25 protein-coding genes and 3 tRNA genes are annotated in these 23,283 nt (G+C 16.9%); 20 read left to right on the forward strand and 8 right to left on the reverse strand.

Going from position 1 to position 23,283, the window contains the following annotated elements; genetic code table 11:
• The 17 genes from tuf to ACWNYQ_RS00085 all read left to right on the forward strand — a co-directional run bounded on the left by tuf (window position 1) and on the right by ACWNYQ_RS00085 (window position 15,753).
• Window positions 1-1,188: an elongation factor Tu gene (gene tuf / locus ACWNYQ_RS00005; RefSeq protein WP_455290555.1), complete on the forward strand. Its 1,188-nt coding sequence runs from the start codon at window positions 1-3 to the stop codon at window positions 1,186-1,188.
• Window positions 1,179-1,249 (forward strand) — tRNA-Trp (locus ACWNYQ_RS00010). The genes tuf and ACWNYQ_RS00010 overlap by 10 nt, the downstream gene beginning before the upstream one ends.
• Before the next feature lie 10 nt (window positions 1,250-1,259).
• Entirely contained in the window at window positions 1,260-1,649 is a 390-nt protein-coding gene (locus tag ACWNYQ_RS00015; RefSeq protein WP_455290556.1) for a hypothetical protein, read from the forward strand.
• On the forward strand, window positions 1,639-2,289 hold the full coding sequence (locus ACWNYQ_RS00020; RefSeq protein ID WP_455290557.1) for a hypothetical protein: 651 nt from the start codon (window positions 1,639-1,641) through the stop codon (window positions 2,287-2,289). Before ACWNYQ_RS00015 ends, ACWNYQ_RS00020 begins: the two co-directional genes overlap by 11 nt.
• Window positions 2,261-2,710, forward strand: a complete 450-nt coding sequence (locus tag ACWNYQ_RS00025) for a hypothetical protein (RefSeq protein ID WP_455290558.1) — start codon at window positions 2,261-2,263, stop codon at window positions 2,708-2,710. Before ACWNYQ_RS00020 ends, ACWNYQ_RS00025 begins: the two co-directional genes overlap by 29 nt.
• Entirely contained in the window at window positions 2,694-3,038 is a 345-nt protein-coding gene (locus tag ACWNYQ_RS00030) for a ribosomal protein L7/L12 (RefSeq protein ID WP_455290559.1), read from the forward strand. The genes ACWNYQ_RS00025 and ACWNYQ_RS00030 overlap by 17 nt, the downstream gene beginning before the upstream one ends.
• The gene (locus ACWNYQ_RS00035) at window positions 3,035-6,805 is read left to right on the forward strand and encodes a DNA-directed RNA polymerase subunit beta (RefSeq protein WP_455290560.1); all 3,771 of its coding nucleotides are present in this window, start codon (window positions 3,035-3,037) and stop codon (window positions 6,803-6,805) included. Before ACWNYQ_RS00030 ends, ACWNYQ_RS00035 begins: the two co-directional genes overlap by 4 nt.
• Window positions 6,802-10,668 (forward strand): DNA-directed RNA polymerase subunit beta', encoded by a 3,867-nt coding sequence (gene rpoC, locus ACWNYQ_RS00040; protein WP_455290561.1) that lies wholly within the window; start codon window positions 6,802-6,804, stop codon window positions 10,666-10,668. The genes ACWNYQ_RS00035 and rpoC overlap by 4 nt, the downstream gene beginning before the upstream one ends.
• Entirely contained in the window at window positions 10,661-11,044 is a 384-nt protein-coding gene (gene rpsL / locus ACWNYQ_RS00045; protein ID WP_455290562.1) for a 30S ribosomal protein S12, read from the forward strand. The genes rpoC and rpsL overlap by 8 nt, the downstream gene beginning before the upstream one ends.
• A complete protein-coding gene (locus ACWNYQ_RS00050) occupies window positions 11,025-11,498 on the forward strand; it encodes a 30S ribosomal protein S7 (protein ID WP_455290563.1) in 474 nt (157 codons plus the stop codon). Before rpsL ends, ACWNYQ_RS00050 begins: the two co-directional genes overlap by 20 nt.
• Window positions 11,498-13,534, forward strand: coding sequence for an elongation factor G (gene fusA / locus ACWNYQ_RS00055; protein WP_455290564.1), 2,037 nt, complete (start codon window positions 11,498-11,500; stop codon window positions 13,532-13,534). The genes ACWNYQ_RS00050 and fusA overlap by 1 nt, the downstream gene beginning before the upstream one ends.
• The gene (gene rpsJ / locus ACWNYQ_RS00060; RefSeq protein ID WP_455290565.1) at window positions 13,531-13,839 is read left to right on the forward strand and encodes a 30S ribosomal protein S10; all 309 of its coding nucleotides are present in this window, start codon (window positions 13,531-13,533) and stop codon (window positions 13,837-13,839) included. Before fusA ends, rpsJ begins: the two co-directional genes overlap by 4 nt.
• Window positions 13,840-14,244 carry a peptide deformylase gene (locus tag ACWNYQ_RS00065; RefSeq protein WP_455290566.1) on the forward strand — a complete coding sequence of 135 codons (405 nt, stop codon included), beginning with the start codon at window positions 13,840-13,842 and terminating at the stop codon, window positions 14,242-14,244. It abuts the gene before it with no gap.
• Window positions 14,239-14,311 (forward strand) — tRNA-Phe (locus tag ACWNYQ_RS00070). Before ACWNYQ_RS00065 ends, ACWNYQ_RS00070 begins: the two co-directional genes overlap by 6 nt.
• 10 nt (window positions 14,312-14,321) lie before the next feature.
• Window positions 14,322-14,708 carry a hypothetical protein gene (locus ACWNYQ_RS00075; protein ID WP_455290567.1) on the forward strand — a complete coding sequence of 129 codons (387 nt, stop codon included), beginning with the start codon at window positions 14,322-14,324 and terminating at the stop codon, window positions 14,706-14,708.
• A 5-nt stretch (window positions 14,709-14,713) separates the two neighbouring features.
• Window positions 14,714-15,052 (forward strand): hypothetical protein, encoded by a 339-nt coding sequence (locus ACWNYQ_RS00080; RefSeq protein ID WP_455290568.1) that lies wholly within the window; start codon window positions 14,714-14,716, stop codon window positions 15,050-15,052.
• 116 nt (window positions 15,053-15,168) lie between these two features.
• Window positions 15,169-15,753 carry a hypothetical protein gene (locus ACWNYQ_RS00085; RefSeq protein ID WP_455290569.1) on the forward strand — a complete coding sequence of 195 codons (585 nt, stop codon included), beginning with the start codon at window positions 15,169-15,171 and terminating at the stop codon, window positions 15,751-15,753.
• Here ACWNYQ_RS00085 and ACWNYQ_RS00090 read toward each other — a convergent pair.
• Genes ACWNYQ_RS00090 through ACWNYQ_RS00120 form a run of 7 tightly spaced genes read right to left on the reverse strand, consistent with a single transcriptional unit; the run spans window position 15,715 to window position 21,130 of the window.
• Window positions 15,715-16,416 carry an rRNA adenine N-6-methyltransferase family protein gene (locus ACWNYQ_RS00090; RefSeq protein ID WP_455290570.1) on the reverse strand — a complete coding sequence of 234 codons (702 nt, stop codon included), beginning with the start codon at window positions 16,414-16,416 and terminating at the stop codon, window positions 15,715-15,717. The genes ACWNYQ_RS00085 and ACWNYQ_RS00090 overlap by 39 nt on opposite strands.
• Window positions 16,417-17,529, reverse strand: coding sequence for a tyrosine--tRNA ligase (gene tyrS, locus ACWNYQ_RS00095; RefSeq protein WP_455290571.1), 1,113 nt, complete (start codon window positions 17,527-17,529; stop codon window positions 16,417-16,419).
• Entirely contained in the window at window positions 17,526-17,915 is a 390-nt protein-coding gene (locus ACWNYQ_RS00100; protein ID WP_455290572.1) for an uS9 family ribosomal protein, read from the reverse strand. The genes tyrS and ACWNYQ_RS00100 overlap by 4 nt, the downstream gene beginning before the upstream one ends.
• On the reverse strand, window positions 17,912-18,241 hold the full coding sequence (locus ACWNYQ_RS00105; protein WP_455290573.1) for an uL13 family ribosomal protein: 330 nt from the start codon (window positions 18,239-18,241) through the stop codon (window positions 17,912-17,914). The genes ACWNYQ_RS00100 and ACWNYQ_RS00105 overlap by 4 nt, the downstream gene beginning before the upstream one ends.
• Complete coding sequence (locus tag ACWNYQ_RS00110; protein ID WP_455290574.1) at window positions 18,238-18,999, reverse strand: hypothetical protein; 762 nt, start codon at window positions 18,997-18,999, stop codon at window positions 18,238-18,240. The genes ACWNYQ_RS00105 and ACWNYQ_RS00110 overlap by 4 nt, the downstream gene beginning before the upstream one ends.
• Before the next feature lie 11 nt (window positions 19,000-19,010).
• On the reverse strand, window positions 19,011-19,649 hold the full coding sequence (locus ACWNYQ_RS00115; RefSeq protein WP_455290575.1) for a ribose-5-phosphate isomerase A: 639 nt from the start codon (window positions 19,647-19,649) through the stop codon (window positions 19,011-19,013).
• A 2-nt stretch (window positions 19,650-19,651) separates the two neighbouring features.
• Complete coding sequence (locus tag ACWNYQ_RS00120; RefSeq protein WP_455290576.1) at window positions 19,652-21,130, reverse strand: GTP-binding protein; 1,479 nt, start codon at window positions 21,128-21,130, stop codon at window positions 19,652-19,654.
• 42 nt (window positions 21,131-21,172) lie between these two features.
• Here ACWNYQ_RS00120 and ACWNYQ_RS00125 point away from each other — a divergent pair.
• The 3 genes from ACWNYQ_RS00125 to ACWNYQ_RS00135 all read left to right on the forward strand — a co-directional run bounded on the left by ACWNYQ_RS00125 (window position 21,173) and on the right by ACWNYQ_RS00135 (window position 22,527).
• A tRNA-Gln gene (locus ACWNYQ_RS00125) sits at window positions 21,173-21,244 on the forward strand.
• A gap of 7 nt (window positions 21,245-21,251) precedes the next feature.
• Window positions 21,252-22,109, forward strand: coding sequence for a phosphoribosyltransferase family protein (locus ACWNYQ_RS00130; protein WP_455290577.1), 858 nt, complete (start codon window positions 21,252-21,254; stop codon window positions 22,107-22,109).
• Complete coding sequence (locus ACWNYQ_RS00135) at window positions 22,069-22,527, forward strand: hypothetical protein (RefSeq protein ID WP_455290578.1); 459 nt, start codon at window positions 22,069-22,071, stop codon at window positions 22,525-22,527. Before ACWNYQ_RS00130 ends, ACWNYQ_RS00135 begins: the two co-directional genes overlap by 41 nt.
• Here ACWNYQ_RS00135 and rsmD read toward each other — a convergent pair.
• Window positions 22,519-23,076, reverse strand: coding sequence for a 16S rRNA (guanine(966)-N(2))-methyltransferase RsmD (rsmD, locus tag ACWNYQ_RS00140; protein WP_455290579.1), 558 nt, complete (start codon window positions 23,074-23,076; stop codon window positions 22,519-22,521). The two genes, ACWNYQ_RS00135 and rsmD, sit on opposite strands and share 9 nt — an antisense overlap.
• Between the last annotated feature and the right edge of the window lie 207 nt (window positions 23,077-23,283).

Consider the following 23,283-nt stretch of genomic DNA (forward strand, 5'->3'; position numbering starts at 1 on the left):
ATGAAAAAAAATTTTGAAAGAAATAAACCTCATATAAATGTTGGTACTATAGGACATGTTGATCATGGAAAAACATCGTTAACTTCTGCTATAACAAACGTTTTATCAAAAAAGTTTTCATGCTCTTATAAAAAATATAGTGAAATAGACTCTTCTCCTGAGGAAAAAGAAAGAGGTATTACAATAAACACAGCTCATATAGAATACGAAACAGAAAAAAGACATTATGCTCATGTTGATTGCCCTGGTCATTCTGATTACATAAAAAATATGATAACGGGAGCAGCTCAAATGGATGGTGCTATATTAGTGTGTTCAGCAGTTGATGGTCCAATGCCTCAAACTAGAGAACATATTTTATTAGCAAGACAAGTTGGTGTTCCTAAAATAATAGTTTATTTAAATAAATGTGATTTAGTAGATGACAATGAAATAATAGATTTAGTTGAATTAGAAATAAGAGAATTACTTAATAAATATAACTTTGATGGTGATAATGCACCTATAATAAGAGGATCAGCTAAATTAGCTTTGGAGAATAGAGATACTGAATACGGAATAAAATCAATAGAAAAATTAGCTGATAATCTTGATTCATATATACCTTTGCCTAAAAGAGACGTTGATAAGCCATTTTTAATGCCTGTAGAGGATGTTTTTAGTATTTCTGGAAGAGGTACTGTGGTTACTGGAAAAATTGAAAGGGGAATAATAAAATTAAATGATGAAATAGAAATAATAGGTTTTGGAAAAAAAATAAAAAGCACTTGTACAGGAATAGAAATGTTTAACAAAAATTTAGAATTTGGAAAAGCAGGTGATAATGTTGGTTTACTTATAAGGGGTATTAAGAAAAGTGATGTAAGAAGAGGTCATGTAATATCTAAATTAAATACTATTAAGTCATTTAATAAATTTAAAGCAAATATATACATATTAAACAAAAAAGAAGGAGGTAGACACACTCCTTTTTTTAATAATTATAAACCTCAATTCTTTTTCAGAACTACAGATGTAACTGGTTGTATAGTTTTAACTGGAGAAAAAAAAATGGTAATTCCTGGAGAAAATATTGAAGCTGTTGTAAATCTTATGAATGATATTGCAATTGAAAAGAATATGAAATTTGCAATTAGAGAAGGAGGTAAAACAATAGGAGCTGGTGTTGTTTCTTCATTAGAGGTATAGCTTAACGGAAGAGCTCTGGTCTCCAAAACCAAGAATGAAGGTTCAATTCCTTCTACCTCTAAAAATTTTTTTTGAAATTAATAAAAATAAATATAATTAAAGGTTTTAATAAAAACTCATCAATTAATTCTTGTCTTGGTCAAAATGGTATAAATATTTTTGATTTTAAAGAAAAATTAGAAAAAAAAATAAAAAATTATAAAAAAGGTGATAAAATTAGAATATTAATAAAGGTATTTAAAAAAAATGAATATTCTTTGAAAGTTTTAGGATGTTCAACATCATTTTTAATTAAAATTATATGTAATGAACATTTTAAAGATGAAAAAAAAATAAACGAACATTGTATTAAAAAAATAATAAAACTTTCTAATAATGTTTTTAATACATTAAAATATAGTAAAATAAAAAAAATTATATTAGGTGTTTCTAAATCTATGTCTTATCGTTATGTCAAATAATTTTTTTAATTATTTAAATATAATTAATAAAAAAAAATTTAAATTTAAGGAAACTTATACTGTTACTTATATATCAAAAAAAAATTTTTTTGATTACAATTCTTTTTTTATATTACCTTTTAAAACAAAAATAAAATTTTTAATTTTTTTTTGTTTTAAAAAAAATAATTTTAAAAATTCATATAATAAATATATTTTTTTTGATTTTAACGAAAAAATTTTTAACAATAATTTTTTTAAAAAAAAATATAGATATTATTTTTTTGATTCATTTTCTTTTAAAAAATTAAAAAAATTGGGACTATTAAAAATTTTTATTAGAAAAAAAAAAAAATTTTTTTATAATTATGGATTTTACTTTGATGAATTTGAAAGAATATTTAAAATTTTAAAAGAAAATAATTTTTTATTTTTTGATATAAATAAAAAAAATAATTTTGTTAATTTTTCTTTTTCTACTACTGATTGTAATATAGATAGTATTTTTAAAAATTTTATTTTTATTAATAAGAGTTTTTTTAACTTGTTAAAAAAAAAAGGCTATAATGTTAAAAATATAAAGAAAATTGTTGTTAGTACAACTCAAAAAAATAAATTTTTAATAACAGATGATGAATGTTTTTTCAAAAATAAAAAATAATTTTTTAAAAAATATTTATTTATTTAATGCGGATATAAAGAATATTAATAATAATAGATTAATTAAATTAAGAATGTTTATGAAAAGTAAAAAAATAAAAATTTTTTTTTGTAAAAAAAAAGTTTTTTTAAAATTATATAGTTTGTTAAATAAAAAAAATATAAGTGATTGTGGAAATTATCTTTTTTTTTTTAATTCTTTTGATATTTTTCTAAAATATTTCTTTAAATATAAAGAAAAATATAATATATGTTTTAAAAGTTTATTAATAAACTTTAAAGAAATTAATAATTTTGATAAATCAATTTTAAATTACAAAAACAAAAAACATATAATAAATAAAATTATTTTTATTTTTAATAATTTTATAAAAAATATTTTTAATATTTTATTTTTTTTAAAAAATGAAAAAAGTAGATAAAATATTCGAAGAAATATGCAGTTTGAATCTATTAGAATTAAAAATTCTAATAGATAAAGCAAATGAAAAATTTGGTAATTTAAATAAAATTGAAAATTTTAAAAAAGATAAAGAAGAAAAAAAAATAATTTTAGAATTAACTTCTATAGGTGACAATAAAATTTCTTCAATTAGAATGGTAAAAGATATCTTAAAAATAGACTTAATGAAAGCAAAAAAAATAGTTGATAATGTACCTCAAGTTTTATTAGAAGATATAGAAAAAAAAAAAGCAGAAGAAATTATAAAAAAGTTTTCAAAAATAGGTTGTATATGTAATTTAAAATGATTTTAAAGAATTATGATGAATATTTTTTTACAAAAGAAACTCCTTCTATATTAAATAATTTACTTTTTATTCAAAAATTTTTATTTAACAGTACATTTTTAAGAAAAAATAATTATTTAGATAAGATTTTTTTTAGGTATTTTCCTATTTATTCAAAATATTCAAGATTAAAAATATGTTATTGTGGTTATTTTTTAAAAAAAAAAATAACAGATTTAGATTATTGCAAAAAATTCTATAAAACAAAATATTTTAGTCTTTACATTAGAATAAAATTTTTATTTTTTTATAATGAAAAAAATAAAAATTTTATTAGTAAATTAATATATAAAAACATATATTTTTGCGATATTCCTATTATGACCAACAATTGTTCTTTTTTAATTAATGGAATAGAAAGAACAATTGTTAGTCAATTATATAAAAATCCTTCTATAAGTATAGAAAGAATAAAAAATTACGATGTAATTAGAGTAATTCCTTTATATGGTATTTGGCTAGAATTTTATAGAGATAAATATAGAAATATAAGTTTATCATTAAACAACAGTAAAAAAATACCAATTTTTTATTTTTTAATATTAATTAACTTTCCACTAAGTTATTTAATAAAACTTTTTTCTTTTTATAGTTATTTGTTATTAAAAGATGGAAAAATATATATTTTGTTTTATAAAGGAATTTATAAATTATCAAAAAGATATAAAAAATCTAATTTAAATAAAATAAATAAAAAATATTATTTAGAAATTAAATCATTTTTATATAAATATATATATTATATAGATGCTTATAAAAAAAATATATTTTTAAATCTTGAAAAAAATTTTAATATTTTTTTAAAAAAATATAAAAATTTTAATGGTTTAATAAAATGTATAATTACTAAAAATTGTAATAAAATTTTTGTTTCATGCATAGAAAATTATTATAATTTAAATATTATAAAAGAATTTTATAACATTTCAGGTATTTCAAAAACAAGTAGTTTTAATAATTTTTTACTTAAAAGAAAAAAATTATTTTTTTCTGAAAAATTTTTTTACCTAACAAGTTATTCAAGAATAAAGCTAAATAAAATAATAGGTTCTTTTAGTTCCCGTAATTTTATAGATTATAATGATATTTATAACTTAATATTTTTTTTTATAAATAATAAAAAAATATTAAGTTATAAAATAGATAAAGATAGCTTATCTAATAAAAAAATAAGAGGATCTGGAAAGCAAATAGAAAATATATTTAATAATAAAATTTTTTTATTAAAAAAAATTATATTAAAAAGAATTTCAAAAAAGAATATAAAAACATCATTCTATTTGTTTAATAATAAAATAATTACTCATTCTATTAATGAATTTTTTTGCGTGTCTCAGTATTGTCAATTTTTAGATCAAAACAATATACTATCAGAAATAACTCACAAGAGAAGAATAAGTTCAATAAGTAAGAATTCTTGTTTAAAAGGAAAATCAATGGAAGTTTTAAGAGAAATACATTATACTAGTTATGGAAGAATATGTCCTATAGAAACACCAGAAGGTTTAAATATAGGATTAGTAAATTCATATTCTTTATTTTCCAATTTAGATTATGATTATTTTATAAATACCCCTTTTATAAAAATATTTAATTTTAATATAACTGGTAAAATAATATATTTAAAATCAGAAATAGATACAAAAAATAAAATATGCAGTTTTAACAACATATTAAATATTAATAAAATTAATAAATTTGGTATAGTTAGATTGAATAAAAAAATATTGTATGACACATTAGATAATGTTAAATTTTTGGATGTATCTACTTTACAAATATTTTCTCTCGCTTCAACTATGATTCCTTTTTTAGAACATGATGATTTGAACAGAGCATTAATGGGTTCTAATATGCAAAGACAAAGTGTAACTGGATTTATAAAAAGTTTACCTTATGTTAGTACTGGTTTAGAATATATACCTTTAATTGATTTAAATTATTCTTTTTACATTATAAATAAAAGAATAATTTATCAAGATTCTAAAAATATAATAATAACTAAAAAAAATAATAAAATTTTAGTTTTTAAAATAATAGATTTTTATAAGTACAAATATAATAATCAAAAAAATATAGTAAACAATAATGTTCATGACTTAAAAAAAAAAATAAATAAAGATTTATGTTTTGTTAATGATAATCAGAATACCCATAAAGGTTTTATGTCTTTAGGTCATAATGTTATTACTTGTTTTTTATCTTTTAAAGGATATAATTATGAAGACTCAATAATAATTTCTGACAGACTTTCTAAAAGCGAATATTTTAGCACTTTACACTATAGTACTTATGTAATGAAATTTAAATATAGTAAAAATATTAAATACGATAAAAAAATGTTTTATATAGATAAAAAAAATTATAAAAAAATTTCAAAAAATGGGTTTCCTAAAATAGGTATGAATTTTGAACCTGGAGAAATTATAGTTGCTAGAGTTATAAAAAAAAATGATTTTTCTAAAAGCGGTTGTGATAACCTAATAAACGTTCTTATAAAAAATAAAAAAATAAATTACTATCAAGATTTTGTAAGAATTGATAATAATTGTTCAGGTACTTTATATAAAATTGATTATATTTATTCTGATTATTATGAGGAAATAGATGGTAATTTTAGCAGAAAAATTAATAAATGTTATAAAATAATATTAAAATATTATGTAAAAGAAAAATTTAAGTATTTTAAAAAAAAGTATAAAAAATATTATTATAATTTTTATTATAACAAAAAATTTTATTACTTAGGAAAAAATAATATCAATATAAATATTGATATTATTATTGCAAATAATAGAATATATAATATTAATAAATTTATTTATCCAGAAAACAGTAATTTAAAAAAATTAAAAGAAATACGTTTTAATTTTATAAAAAAAAAAAAACTTTCAGTTGGAGATAAAATGTCTGGTAGACATGGTAATAAAGGTGTAATTTCAAAAATACTACCTATAGAAAATATGCCTTATTTAAAAGATGGAACAATTTGTGATATGATTTTAAACCCTTTAGGAGTACCTACAAGGATGAATGTAGGACAAATATTTGAAATAAATCTTGGTTTATTAATATTTGGAATAATAGAAAGAATAAAAATTTATATTAGAAATAGAAAAATAAATAATATAAAAAGTTTTTTAAAATGTTTAAATTTTTCTTTTAAAAATTTTAAAAAAAATATATACGATATTGAATATTATAAAAAAAATATAACTATTAGTTGTTTACCTTTTAGAAGTATAAATAATTTTGAAATTATAAAATTATCAAAAAAAGTTTTCAATAATTCATTAATAAAAAAATTTGGTATAAATAAAACCTTTGATAAAGTTGATATTTTTGATGGTTACAATGGATTAAAAATAGAAAATAAAGTAACTTTTGGTTATATGTATTTTTTAAAATTGCATCATACTTCTTACGATAAAATACATGCTAGATCTATAGGCCCTTACTCTTTAATTACACAACAACCTTTAAAAGGAAAATCAAAAATGGGTGGTCAAAGAATAGGAGAAATGGAAACTTGGGCTTTTGAAGCTTATGGAGCGGCATATATTTTAAGAGAAATGTTGACTGTGAAATCAGATGATATGATTTCAAGAGAAATTAACTACAAAAATATAATTTTTGGTAAAAAAGAAAAAATGAATTTTTTTCCGGAATCTTTTAATATACTTGTTAACGAATTAAAATCTTTATGTATTAATTTAGAATTATTATGAAATCATTTAAAAAATTAAGAATTTCATTTTTTAATTCAAATCAAATTCTTAAAATATCTTCTGGTGAAGTAAAAAAATCTGATACAATAAATTATAGAACTTTAAAACCAGAAAAAAATGGTCTTTTTTGTCAAAAGATATTTGGACCTTATAAAAAAAATTCTTGTAATTGTAACAAATATAAGAAAAAAAATATATTAAACAACTTATGTAAAAAATGTGGGGTTAATGTTAATAATTTATACTTAAAAAGAAATAATATAGGACATATTGTTTTACAATGTTGTGTTTTTCATATTTTTTTATTTAAGACTTCTCCTTATTATTTAAGCTTAATATTAAATTTAAAAAGAAAAATTATTGAAAAAATAATATACTACGAAATCTATTATGTTATAGAAAGTAATGTAGAATATATAAAAAAAAATACATTTATAAGTTCCTCTTACTATTTTAAGGTTTTTAATAAAGTTTTTAATATATGCAACATTAAGTCTGGATGCGATGCTTTATTTTACCTTTTGAAAAAAGTAGATTATTCAAATGAATATTTTTCTTTAAAGGATAAAATAAAATATTTTTATAAAAATGAAAATAAAAGAATGATAGAAAGATTTAATATAATATCTTTTTTTTTTAAAAACAATATAAGAATGGAAGATTATATAATAAAAGTACTTCCAGTTTTACCTTGTGGTTTAAGACCTTTAGTAAAGATAGATAAGAATAAAATTGTTTCTTCAGATTTAAATGAATTGTATTCTATAGTTTTAAATAGGAATGATAGATTAAAAAAAGTTAATAATATAGAAGCTCCAGAATTTATATTAAAAACAGAAAAGAAATTAATACAAGAATCTGTTGATTGTCTTTTTGAAAATGGAAAAAATGAAACTTTTTATAAAAAAAATTCAAAAAAACCTTTTAAATCTATTTCAGATAATTTAAAAGGTAAAAAAGGTATATTTAGAAATAATCTTTTAGGAAAAAGGGTTGATTATTCCGCAAGATCAGTTATAGTAGTTGAACCAAATATAAAATTAAATTATTGTTGTATTCCAATTAAAATTGCAATAGAATTATTTAGACCATTTATATACAGAAAATTATTAAAAAATTTTTATTGTAACAATATAATAGAAGCAAAAAATATTGTTGACAATCAAAAAAAAATTTCAATTAAAATATTAAAAAAAATAATAAGAAATAAATATATTATATTAAACAGAGCTCCAACCCTTCATAGATTGGGTATACAAAGTTTTAAAATTCTACTTGTAAAAGATAGAGCTATACATATACATCCTTTGGTATGTTCTTCTTATAACGCTGATTTTGACGGTGATCAAATGGGAGTACATATACCATTATCAAGAGAAAGTATATATGAAACAAAAAAACTTCTTAAATCAACTAATAACATTATAAATCCTTCTAATGGTAATATAACTATTTTACCAACACAAGATATTATTTTAGGCATTAATTATTTAACTAGTAATAATTACTTAATAATTGAAAATATAGAATATTTTGATAATATTAAAGATGTTATAAATTACTATTTTATTAAAAATGAAATAAATTATTGTATATATTTTAAAATATCCAATGGAAAATTCATAAAGACAAGTTGTAGGAGAATACTATTTTTATCTATTTTACCTAAAAAAAACTTTATTATAAAATATAATAAAGTTCTTTATAAACATGATATATATGAAATTATTTATTATGTTTATAATAAATATGATAAAAAATTTTTTTTTGAATTTATTTATAAATTAATAGAATTTGGTTTTTATTATGCTACTAAATCTGGTATTTCAATATCTAATTGTGATTTAAAATTTAAAAGTGAAAAAGAATTTTATTATCTAATAAAAGACATTAATAACAAATTAAATATTTTAAAAAAAAATTTCGGTAATTCTAAAACTTATAAAAAAATAGAAAAAAAAATATTTAATAAATTTTATAAAAAAAACAATAATGAAATGTTGAATTTTATATCTAAAGATTTTATAGATTTTAGAAGTAAAGGTTTTAAAGTAGAAAACAATAATTCTTTAAATAAAATTTATAAAAGTGGTTCTAAAGGATCAGAGCAACAGATAAATCAGATATCAGGAATAAGAGGATTTATGATGAAACAAAATGGAAAAATATTAAAAACTCCTGTTTTATCTAATTTTTATTATGGTTTAAATACTGATCAATATTTTTTATCAAGCCATGGAGCGAGAAAAGGATTATCAGACACATCGCTAAAAACAGCTAACTCTGGTTATTTAACAAGAAGATTAGTTGATGTATCTCATAATGTTGTAATAAAATTAAAAGATTGTAAAACAAAAAAATATTCAAGAATATTTTTTGACAAATCGAATTACTTTGAATATTTAGGATACTGTATATTTTCAGATATATACTATAAAAAAAAAAAAATATTAAAAAAGAATTCTATATTAAATGAAGAAAAATTTATGCTTCTAATTAAAAATAATATAAATATTATAAATATAAGAAACCCAATATTTTGTAAAATAAATAATGGTTTATGCTCACTATGTTATGGTATAGATTTTTCAAAAAACAAAATAGTTGATATAGGTCATGCTGTTGGAGTTATTGCTGCTCAATCTATAGGAGAGCCTGGAACTCAATTAACAATGAGGACTTTTCATACCGGTGGTGTTTATTTTGAAAAAAAAGAAAAAAAAAAATTTATATTTAAAAAATATTGTTTTATAAATAATTATAATAATAATTTATTTAATTGTTATAAAAAAAATTCTCAAATAAATAATAAAAGCAATTTGAGTTTAACTGATTTAACAGGAAAATTACTTTATAGCAATAAAGTTAATCCAGGAATTAATTATAATAATTCAAACAAAGTTAATTTTTCAAATTTAAAATTTTCAAAAAAAACTAGTTCTAAAAAAATAATTTTAGATATAAAAAATGTAAAAATAAATTTTATAAACTTTTTGAATAATTATAAATATGTAATAAAAAAATCTTATATATATTTTTATATAGAATATAAAAATATTTTAAATATACCTTATTTAGTTCTTGAAAAAAGTGAAAAATATTTATTATTTTTATATAATAAATATATTATAAAACTAAATAGAATAAAAAATTTATTTAATATTACAGTTTATTATTATAAAAAAGAAAAATATCATAAGGATATAACTGATAGTTTGTTGGATATTTCTAATATTTTTGAAAATAGATTAACTAAAAAAAATGATACAATACAATATTATGATGGTTTATTAAATTTTAATAAAAATGGATTAAAATTTAATAACAAATTTTTAAATAAAAGTTATAAAGTTATTACAAATAAACCTTTGTTATTTGGAATTAAAAAAATTATAAATAAAGGTCTTATAGTTAAGAAAAATGATTATAATTTAAATGATTATTTAAGTTTGGTAGGTTTAAATAATTTTTGTAATCATTTTGTAAATGAATTAAAAAATATATATTTATACCATAATATATCAATATCAAGAAAACATTTTGAAGTAATACTTAAAAAAATGTTGAATAATATAAAAATAACAAAAAGAAAAAACAAATTTTTTTATAAAAATCAAATTTTAAAAATCGAAAAATTAAATAATAATAATTTTTATAAAAGGTATTTATACGGAGTAACAAAATCATCTTTAAATAGTGAATCATTTATATCAGCAGCATCTTTTCAAGATACTATAAAAATTTTAGTTAACGCCTCAATTTATAAAAAAATTGATAATCTTAAAGGTTTAAAAGAAAATGTTATAGTTGGTAAATTTATTCCCGCAGGTACTGGAATTTTTTACAAATATTTTTATGAGTAGAATAAATCAAATAATAAAAAATAGAAGAAAAAAAAAAAAAAAATATTCTAAGTCACCAGCTTTGATGAAAAGTCCTCAAAAAAGAGGTATATGTATAAAAGTTTATACAACAACTCCTAAAAAACCAAATTCTGCATTAAGAAAAGTTGCAAAAGTAAAGCTATCTAATAAACAAGAAGTTATATGTTATATTCCAGGTGAAGGTCATAATTTACAAGAACACTCTGTTGTTCTTATTAGAGGTGGTAGAGTTAAAGATTTACCTGGTGTTAAATATCATATAATAAGAGGTTCTTTAGATTTATTAGGAGTTGAAGGAAGAAAATCTTCAAGATCAAAATATGGTGTAAAAAGAAATGTCGAGAAAAAAAAATAATTTTTTTAACAGAAATGTTTTTAATGATCTAAAATATAATGATTATTATGTTAGTAAATTAATTAATGTTTTTATGTTATCTGGTAAAAAAACTTTATCTGAAAAAATAGTTTATAATGTTTTAAACAATATAAAAAAAAATTATTGCTCAAACCCCTTAAAGATTTTGAAAAAGTCTATATTAAACTGTACTCCAAAAGTTGAATTAAAAAAAAAAAAAGTAGGAGGAACATATTACATGATACCTGTAAGTATAACTAGAAAAAGAGGTTTAAACAAAGCAATAAAATTTATTAAAAAAAATACCATAATAAGAAATAAAAAAAATATAATTGATTCTCTTTTAAAAGAAATTATAGATACTTATAATGATAACAGTTTATCTGTTAAAGATAGAGATGAAATACATAAAAAAGCTGAATTAAACAGAGCTTTTTCTCACTTTTCTTTTTAATGAAAATAAAAAATATTAAAAATATAGGTATATGTGCACATATTGACGCTGGTAAAACAACTCTTACTGAAAGAATTTTATATTATACTGGAAAAAAACATAAAATAGGAGAAGTTCACGATGGTGAAGCAACAATGGATTGGATGGATCAAGAGCAGGAAAGAGGTATAACCATAAATTCTGCGTGTACATATGTTTATTGGTCTGGAATTTTAAAAAAAATTAAAAAGAATAAAATTAATATAATTGATACTCCAGGTCATGTTGATTTTACAGCAGAAGTAGAAAGATCAATGAGAATACTTGATGGTGCTTGTATGGTTTTTTGTTCTGTTTCTGGTGTTCAAGCTCAATCCGAAACTGTTTGGAGTCAACTAGAAAAATACAAAATTCCTAGATTAGTTTTTATAAATAAAATGGATAGGATCGGATCAAATTATTTTAAAGTTTGTGATCAAATAGAAAAAACTTTTTCAAGAAAAATAATTAAAATACATTATCCATTATATAAAAATGGTAATTTCATAGGTTTTTATGATTTAATATATTCAAAAAAAATTATTTTTAATAATAAAGGAGTTATTAATTATCATATAAGAAATATAGATTACGATAAAAATAATTTTTTGCTTAAATTAAGAAAAAAATTAATAGAAGAATTAGTAAACCCTTATGATTATTACTTAAGTAAATATTTAGATAATAATCTAAAAGAATTAGAAATTCTAGAATTACTTAAAAAAAGAATAATAGATTGCTCAATAGTTCCAGCTTTGTGTGGTAGTGCTTTTAAAAACATTGGCGTTCAAGTTTTGTTAGATTATATAATTAATTTTTTACCTTCTCCTTTTGATAGGAAATATTACTATTATGATAAAAAAAATAATATATGTAACATAAATAAATTAAAATCATTTTCTGGTTTTGTATTTAAAGTAATTAATGATTTTTATTGTGGTTTGATGTGTTTTGTTAGAGTTTATACTGGAATAATTAAAGTTGGTCAAACGGTTTTTAATTCAAGTAAAAAAAATAAATATAAAATAAGTAGAATTATTAAAATTCATGCTAATAAAAAAAAAGATACAAATTCAGCGAAAAAAGGAGATATAGTTGCTTTAATAGGTCTAAGAGGAATAAAAACAGGAGAAACTCTTTATAAAAGTGAATTTTGTTTTTATGAAAAAATAAACTTCCCTAACCCTGTAATTTCATATGTAGTAGAACCATTAGATTCATCAGAACAAGAGAAACTTTTTGTTTCTCTAAAAAAATTGTCATATGAAGACCCAACAATATTGTTGTCTACTGATATTGAAAGTGGTAAAATAAAAGTATCAGGTATGGGAGAACTACATATAGAAGTATTTTTAGAAAGGATAAAAAGAGAATTTAACATAAATTTTAAAAAAAGCAATCCTAAAGTTTCTTATAGGGAAACAATTTCGAAACATTCAAAAAATATAGAGGGAAAATATGTTAGACAATCAGGTGGTAGGGGTAATTATGGTCATGTAGTTATAAATATATATCCAAGAAAAATTGGTAAAGGTAATAAATTTGTTAATCTTATTAAAGGCGGTTCAATTCCAAGAGAATACATAAAACCTGTTGAGAAAAGTATAATTGATAGTCTTAATAAAGGTGTATTGTATGGATATCCAGTAATTGATGTAAAGGTTGAATTAATATTTGGAACTTTTCATGAAGTAGATTCTAATGAGAATGCTTTTAAAATAGCAGCTTCTTTAGCTTTAAAAAAAGCATTAACTTTATCTTCTCCTATAATTTTAGAACCAATTATGAACGTTAATGTTACAACTCCAAAAGATTATATTGGTAATATTATAAGCGATTTATCTTCTAAAAGAGGTATTATATATGGGACTGAAGAAAATAACAAAAACTATATAGATATAAAATCGTATGTGCCTATGTCAGAAATGTTTGGTTATTCTACATCTCTTAGAACTATTACAAAAGGAAGAGCTACTCATACAATGAGTTTTCATAGTTATAAAAAATATTCAAAATGATTTATAAAAACAATTTAAAGATATTATTGATTTCATTATGTTATAAAACTATAAATTATTATACAAAAAATTTTTTAAATTTTTTAAATAAAAATTTTGTTATATTTAAAGGACCTTTAAATCTTCCTAAAGAAATAAAAAAATTTGATATATTAAGATCACCTCATAAAGATAAAGATTCTAGAGATCAATTTGAAATAAGAAAATATAAAAGACTAATAATTTTAAAATTTTGTAATAAATATATATTTAAAAAGATAATAAACTTAAGCATACCAAGTTCTGTAGAAATAAAAATTTTTTAAATGCTGTTAGTAAATAATAAATTGTTAAATTTTTATTGTAATATTTTTTTTAAAAATAATAATTTAAATAAAAATTTTTATAAAAAATTATGTTACTTTAACAACGGTTTAGCTTTGAATTTTTCACAAATATGTAAAAGATTTAATTTTTTTATTCTGGAAAAATTTATATTTTATTATTTTTATAATAATTATTATTTATTTAAAAGTTCTGAAAAGTATATTTTGATAGAAGGATGTTTAAGTTTAAATAAAAATTTTATAAAAATAAGAAGCAAGTACTTATCTTTTATTTCTTATAATAAAAATTTTATAAAAAGAAAAATATTTATTAAGGGTTTTTATTCAATATGTATACAGCATGAAATAGATCATAGTATAGGTATTTTAATTAATAAAGGCTAAATAGCTCAGTAGGCAGAGCTACGGGTTGAAGGTCCGTTGGTCAGTGGTTCGATTCCACTTTTAGCCATTATATAATTTTGTATAACTTAGTTTATAAATATTTATTTTTAAAAAAAATAAATATTTATAATTTCAAAAAAAAATTCTTAAAAAATAATGTTAATATTCTAATTAACTTTTTTTTGAAAAATAAAAATTTTTTAATTAATATAATTTTTAAAAAAAAATATTTGAAAAAAAAATTTTTTTCTACTTTAGTTTTTAATCAAAATTATCATAAAATTTTATTTAATTGTTATGTTAGTGATATAATAATTAGAAAAAATAATCTCTCAGAAATAAAAGAAAATCTTTTTCATTCTTTTTATCATGTTATAGAAAAAGAACATTATAAAAAAAAAGATTATTTAAATATGATTTTTACTTATTACATATTTAAAAAATTTAATGAAAAATTTTTTTAATTTAAATGAAAGAATTGCTAATTTATTTTTTTATAAATAAGAATAAAATAAAAATAAAAAAATTAATTCAATATTTTATATTGAAATTAAATAAAAATTTTATTAATTTTTTTTACTATGATATTTTTGTATATGTATCATCATCAAAAGTTATTTTTTTATTAAAGAATTTATTAAAAAAAAAAATATTTTTTACAAATACATCTAATAAATACTTTTTTATAAAAAAAAAAACATTTATAAAAAAATATATAAATGTTTTTTCTTATAAAAATCCATTTTTTAATTTATATTTTAAAAAAAAAAAAAAAAAATATTTATTAGTAATTCTTATAAACTCTTAATTATTAAATTAAAAAAGTTTTTAAGTGTATTAAAAATAAATACTTTTTTAAAGGTAATAAAAAATAAAAAATCAATTAAAAAATTTATTTTTATAGACTTAGAAAAAAAAATTTTTTTGTTATCAAAAATTTTTTTTATAATTAAAAAATATAAAAGATTTAAAAATATTTTTTACATTGAGAATAATAACATAATTTTTTTAAAATTAAAAAAAAAAAAATATGTAAAAAATTTTTTTTTAATTGATTTTTTATTTTTAAATAAATTTTTTTATTTAAATAAAAAAAAAAATTTTTTATATTTTTTCAAAAATTTTTTTTTAAAAAATAAATTTGATTTAATAAAAAAATTAAAATTAAAATATAATTTTTTTTTAAAAAAAATATATTTTTATTACTTCTTAAAAAAAAATTATATTTTAAATAAAAATAAATACTATTCAAAAATACATATTAAATTTTATTTTTTTTGTTTTTTATTAAAAATAAAAAATATTTTATTATGCAAAAACTTTTTTAAATTAATAAAAAAAATAGAAATAAAAAAAATATTTGCAAAAAAATTTTTAAAAAAAGAATATAAAAAAATATTTTTAAAAAAAACTAAAAATTATTATAATAAAAAAATAATTTTTAGTTTTTATTTAAAAATTTGTTATATATTAAAAAAAATATTTTTTTTTAAAACTCTTATTAAATAAATACAATGAAAATATTAAAAATTCTTTTATTGTTATCTTTTCTCTTCTAACAAAAAATTTTGTGCTTTTGTAATAAAAAATGTACTTTATTTTTTTTATTACAAAAGCACAAAATTTTTTGTTGAAAATATGTTTAACTTTAATTGATAAAAAAACCGTTTCAACTTTAACTTTAGGAAAATAATTTATACCTTCTATAAAAAAAAATTTTTTTATATTAAAAAAGATATAAAATAAATAATAAAAAAATTTTTTTTTATTATTTATTTTTTTAATAAAATATTCCTTTTGTAAAATTAAATAAATATTATTAAAAAATTTATTTAATTTTAGTAACTTATTTAATACCTTACTAGTTATATTAAAAGGAAGACTGCTAAAAAAATTAATTCTAAAAAATTTATAATTTATATTTTTAAATTTTAAAAAATCTTTATTTAATAAAAAAACATTTTTAAAGTTTTTGTATTTTTTTTTTAAATATTTAAAAAATTTTTTATTTTTTTCAAATATTAAAAAAAAATTTTTTGTCTTTTTTAATATTAAATCACTTATATTTCCGTAACCACCGCCTAATTCAATAAAATTATTAAAAGATAGCTCTGAAAAGATTTTTAATAAAATATTATTGTTTATTAAAAATCTTTCACATTTTTTATACATTTAATTAATTTTTATTTTATATAATTTTTTACCTATTTTAATAATAAAAATATTAATATTTATTATTTTATTTTTTTTAACTAATTTTTTATTTAAGTAAATAGATTTTGATTTTATTAATCTTCTATAATATGATTTTGATTTTTTAAATATATTAGAAATTATTTCTAATAAACTACAAGGAATATTATATTTAAATTCAATTAATTTTATTTGTTTTTTTTTTTTTAAAAAATAATAAATTATTTTTATACTATTACTATTTCCTAAAAAATAATTTATTTTATAGAAAAGTATTAATTTTTTTAATAGATTTTTATCTATTTTAATTCTTTTTAAAATTTTTATTTTTTTATCTTTTTTTGGATCTTTAAAAAAAGATAAAAAATTTTTTAAACAATCGTCTTTTATTTTTAAAACTTTCCAAAATATGTCTATAGGATTATCATCTACAAATATACAGTTTTTTATATTTGTAGATGACATTTTTTTTTTACCGTCTATTCCTGGTAATATCTTGAATATAACATTACATTTTTTAAACTTTTTAACATAAAACATATTAAATTCTTGGTCTTCACCACCTATTTCAACATTACAATTTACAATATAATTATCATAACTTTGAAAAAAAGGATAAATTATTTCCCCAAGACTTATATTTTTTTTATTATATATTTTTTTTTTTATTTCTTTTCTTAACAATAATTTATTAACAATTACATTTGAAATTTTTAAAAAATTAATATTATTGAACCAATTAAAATTGTTTAGTATTTTAACTTTATCGCAAAAAAAACTTTTTAAGTATTTAAAAAGTTTATTAAAATTATATAAAATTTTTTTAATAAATATTCTTTTTCTTTCTTTAACTCTTGATGGGTCTCCTATTAAAGCTGTGTAATTTCCTATTATTATAAAAGCATATATATTTTTATATTTTATAAGGTTTTTTATTTTTTTTAGAATTAAAAAATGACCTAAATGCAATTTAGAGCTTGTAGGATCAATTCCATATTTTATTATTATATTTTTAGAATTATATAAATTTTTTTTTCCTTTTATTTTTATGTATTTTTCGTTTAGGGATTTTATAAAATGATCAAAAATCATCTTTTTGTGTATTGTTTTTTTTTTCTTGATTTAACATAACCTACTTTTTTTCTTTCTACTATTCTGTTATCTGATTTTAATAATTTTTCTTTTTTTAATATTTTAAAAGCTTTTTTATCAAATAATAACAAAGCTTTTGAAATAGCATACATAATTGAAACAGCTTTGCTTACTTCACCTCCACCTTTTGTTTTTACAAAAACATCGAAATTAAAACTATTAATAACACAAAAAGGCTTAATTATATAATTTAATAAATTTTTTCTTTTAAAAAAATTAAAAGCAATAAATCTATTTATTATAATTCTACCAACACCTGATTTAATTAAAACAGTTGATACACAAGTTTTTTTTTTACCTTTAGCTCTATAATATTCAAAAATCATTCTATATATATCTTTTTTTTTATCAATTTATAAACACAATTTTTTGAAATCATACATTTTATTGTTTTCAAAAAATTGTGTTTATTTTTTGAAATAAATTTATAATAATTATATTCTTTTAAACCACCTAAATAACCAGAATGCTTATAAAATATTTTTTTATTTATTTTATCTCCACTTAATTTAATTTTTTTTATATTATAAAACCTTATTTTTTTAATTTTTTTTATATGATTTATTCCATATAAAAAAAATATATTTAATATTTTTTTAGAAAATAAAGATAAAATTCTACCTAAACTGTTTTTTGAAAGATCAAAATTCATATTTTAATATTAGTTATTCCCATAAAATGACATTTAGATGAAATATAAAAAAAATTTTTTTTAAAATATCCTATACGGCCATAATTATTAAATATATAAAAAAAAATAATTTTATAATTTATATAATATAAGTACAATAAACAAGATGAAGCTGATCCACAAGAATTAGTATAACCTACCTCATTTTCTTTAGTTAGGATAAATCTATTATAATTATTAAATTCCGTAATATTAATTTTTTTTATAATTTTTTTTGAATTTATAAAAAAACTATAATAATCTATTTTTTCTTTTACTATTAAATGTTTATTTCCTATATTAAGATTATAAAATCTTATATCTTTATAAAAAAAATTCAAACATAATAAATCTTTATTGTTTTTTAATAATAAAGATTTATATTTAAAACAAAATTTATTAATTTTCAAAGAATCACTTATATTATTTATAAGTGTAATTACATTATTTTTTTTTATGTAAAAATTAAATATTATAGATAATATTGAAATTTTTATTTTTCTTAATTTTAATTTTTTAAATATAAATCTAGACAAACACCTCAATCCATTTAAACAGTTTTTAGCTTCTGTTCCGTTGTTATTATATATTTTAACATAAAAAGTTTTATTAAAATAACCATTTAAAAAAATAAACTGATCATAAAATAAATTTAATTTATTTTTAAAAATATATAAAAATTTTTTATTATATGATTTAAAATTTTTATATATTATAAATATATTTCCACAGGAATGCATTTTTAAAATTTTCAATTTAAAAAAACATTAATATCATTTAAATATAAATAAATTGTATTTTTTTTTTTAATATATAATCCACTTTCTAAAACTCCACTTATTTTTTTTATTTTTTCATTAAAAAATAAAATTTTATTGTGATTAATTGATAAATTCAATGTAGTTATATAATTATATCTATTCAATAATGATTTTTTTACTAATATTTTTAAAACATTTTTAATATATTCAATTATTATTTTTTTTAAACTTGAAATAATTTCAAAAGGTATATTGTTAAAATTTTTTAAATAATTGCTGTTAGTAATGACAATATTATTCTTAGAATTATTAAAAAAAAATTTTTCTTTTGTTATATCTCCTGAATATCCTTTTATAAAAAATTTACTATTAATTCTATTTGAGTAACAAAAATGAAAATCAATTTTTTTAAAATTTATAAAATTATTATAAAAATAACCTCTTTTTTTTAAAATTTTTTCTTGATCTTTTGTAGATACAAAAATTCTTTTTACTTTTATTTCTTTAAAATTTATATTTTCTAATAAATAATTAATTACCTTGCCTTTTCCAAAACTTATATTTGAATTATAATTAACTTTATTTTTTATATAATCGTTAATTACAACAAACAATAAACTGTTTTTCATATTCAAATAAATAATGAATCATTTTCACACAACAAAAAAGAACCTTTTATAATTATACCACATTCTTTACCAAAACTTATTGTTTTTTTATTAATTCCCAAATGTTTTATAGAAATAATTTCTATGTCTTTTTTTAACAATTTATTATTCCTAAACAAATAATATTTACATCCTAATTTTATTGAACCTTTTTTAATATAACAACCATATATCCTTTTTTTGTCTATAAAAAATATTTTTTTTATTAAAAAATTATTTTTAAAATTAAAATCAACCCTTTTAAATTTTTCAAAATATTTATATATTTCATATATACTATAAAAAGACTTTACGTTACAATTATTGTACTCTTTAGTACCATAATATATATATTTGCAATTTTTAAAAATTAAATTATTAAAACTATTATTTATAATTTTTTTTCCTATCAAATTGTATTCACTAAAAATTGAATTTGAATTAAAAATTTTAATAAAACTATTTATATAATTAATATTATCAGAAATTAAAAATATATTTTTTTTTTTTGGAGATAAAAAATTATATTCTAAAAAATTTTCATAATTAATTTTTTTTAAATTTTTTAATTTATTTTTTTTATTGAAAAATATCTTTTTACCAAATGAAAATATTTTTTTAAAACCTAATATAGTTACTATTTCAATAGGAAATGCTATATCTATAGATATATTATCTTTGTATATTTTTTTTACAACACAAACTAAATTGTTTTCCTCATCATATATTTTTTTTCCAACACATAAATAATTATTATTTAATATTAATTTTGTTAATAATTTTTTATTATTAAAAAAAGAATTTATAACAAATGAGTAACTAAATTTCTTAAACTTAAATTCTTTTATATATTTAAATAATTCATTAAATCCTTTTTTTTTTTTAGCGGATATTTCAAAAAATTCTTTTTTTAAATTGTATTTTTTTAAAAAATTATTTGTACTATTATAAATAATTTTTGAATTTTTACAAATATCTATTTTATTAATAATAAAAATAAAATCTTTTTTTTTTATTATTAGGTATTTTATAAAATTTTCAGTATTTTTTTCTAAAAAACTACATGAATTCAAAACAATTATCACTAAATTAGAAATATCTATTGATTTTTTTTTAATATAATCAAAATCATTATGTCCTGGATTATCAATTAATATAAAATCTACATCATTAAATTTTGAATAGTAAGCATTTGAACATTGAGTTATGTTATTATATTCATTTATAAAATTATCAAAATTACAAAATCTTTTAGTTATTGTAGTTTTTCCGTTATCTGAATTACCTATTAAGGAAATTATCAATCTTTTTTTTATAGTCTTGTAATAAAAAATTATTTTTTTACTTCTTAAATATTTTTTTAAATCTATATTTTTTTTTAATATATTTTTTTTTAAAATTTTTCTTTTTTTTAAATATTCTATTAAATTAAATCCCCTTTTAACTACATATATTTTTTTCATAAACTTTACTAATAACAATTCATAATATATAATCTTATCTAACGGGAAATAACCAAGAGGTTAAGGTATCGGATTTTGATTCCGAAAGCGTGGGTTCGAAACCCACTTTCCCTGAAAAAAAATGATAATACATAATTTAAAAAAAAAATTTTTTAAAAAATATAATTTAAAAAATAAAGAAATTAAAAGAATAAAAAAAGAAATATTTAACGACACAGAAATAAATATATTTAATATTAAATCAAATAAAAATGATACTATAATATATAATTTTTATAAAGATTTTAATATTAAATATTTAGAACTTTTAATGATTTTATATAAATACAAAATAAAAAAATTAAAATACAATTTAATACTTCCTTATTTTCCATATTGTAGACAGAATAAAAAAAAAATGACAAATCTTAGATTTTCAATATTTGGAATAAAAAAAATGAATCCAAATAAAGTTATAACATTTGATATACATGATTCAAAATTATTTGATAATTCAAAAATTTTCAAAAATATTAGTACATATAAATTCATTGAAAACATAATAAAAAAAAAATTTTTTTCAATAGTTTTTCCAGATAAAGGAAGTTTTTTAAGATATAAAAAAATAATAAAAAAAAACAAAAGTTACTTAATATTCAAAAAAAATAGAAAAAAAAATAAAATAAAAATAAAAAAAAGCTTTTCTAAAAATATAAAAAAAAGTAAAAACTTTTTAATAATAGATGATATTGTTGATACAGGAAAAACTATAAAAAAAATTGTTAAAAAAATAAAAAAATATAAAAAAAATATTTATTTATATGCAACTCATTTTTTAATGAAAAATGATAAAGTTAAAAAATTTTTAAAAAATTTTAAAAAGATATATACAACAAACAGTTTTTTTATTAAAAAAAATAAAAAATTAAAAATATTTAATATATTTGATTTGATTAAAAATGATAAGAGTATTTTTAAGAAAAAAAAAACAAAATTATAATAAAAAATATAATCTTTGTTATTACAATAACAATAAAATTTTAATAAATAAAAAAGAAATTTTAGAATACATTAATTACAATAACACAAGAAATATAAATATAAAACTAGGTAATAAAAAATATAAATGTATATTAGAAACAATAAGAAATTATTTACACAACAAAGAATATATAATATGTCTAAAAAAAAAAAGAAAAATAAATAAAGCTAATGTTAAAATATCACTAATATTCGAAGAAAAAAAAATTTTTGTAAAACACTTTGTTAACTTTATAGAAGTCTTTAGTAAAAAAAACATTCCAAACATCATAGAAATAAAATTAAATAAAAAAAAAGATATTTACACAACAAAAGATATAAAAATAAAAAACATATTTTTTAAAAAAAAAATGATAATAGTTAAATTATTAAAATAGTTTTTTTATTAAGTAATAAAAAATTTTTCCTTTTTTACCTATTTTATAAATTTTTAATTTTTTATTTTTGAAACAAAATACCTTATTAGTTTCCAAATATATAAAACCATTAATTTTAAGAATATTGTTTATTTTTTTTAATATTTTATTTAAACAATAAAATAATTTAAAAGGAGGATCCAAGAATATAATGTCAAAAAATAATTTTTTTTTAAAAATATAAAAATAATCATTACATAACAAAAGATATTTTTTTTTTTTAACACTTAATCTTTTTAGATTTTTTTTTATGTTTTTTATATTTTTATATTTATTATCATTGAACAAAACAAAAGAAGCACCTCTTGATAAAGCTTCAAAACCTAAAGATCCACTACCAGAAAATAAATCTAAACAAAATTTATTTTCTATAAATTTACCAATAATAGAAAAAAAAGATTTTTTTAGTATAGATTTGGTAGGTCTAATTCTAAAATTATATGAAAATTTAATTTTTTTATTTTTTAATTTACCTGAAAGTATTTTAATACTCTTTAATTTTTTTTTCACAAAAATTTAATACCGAAGACCGGACTTGAACCGGTAAGCATTAAAGCAGCGGATTTTCTTCAAAAGGACTATTTCTTCACCAAAAAGATGCTTTCCGTATAGTCTCTACACCTTAAGGGCTCGGAATCTTATTAATTTTTTAAAAAATAATTTTCTTCCGAATAGGAAAGTTATACAATTACAATTAAGTAATGCACACAAAAAATT

It is taken from the genome of Candidatus Vidania fulgoroideorum (assembly GCF_053760525.1).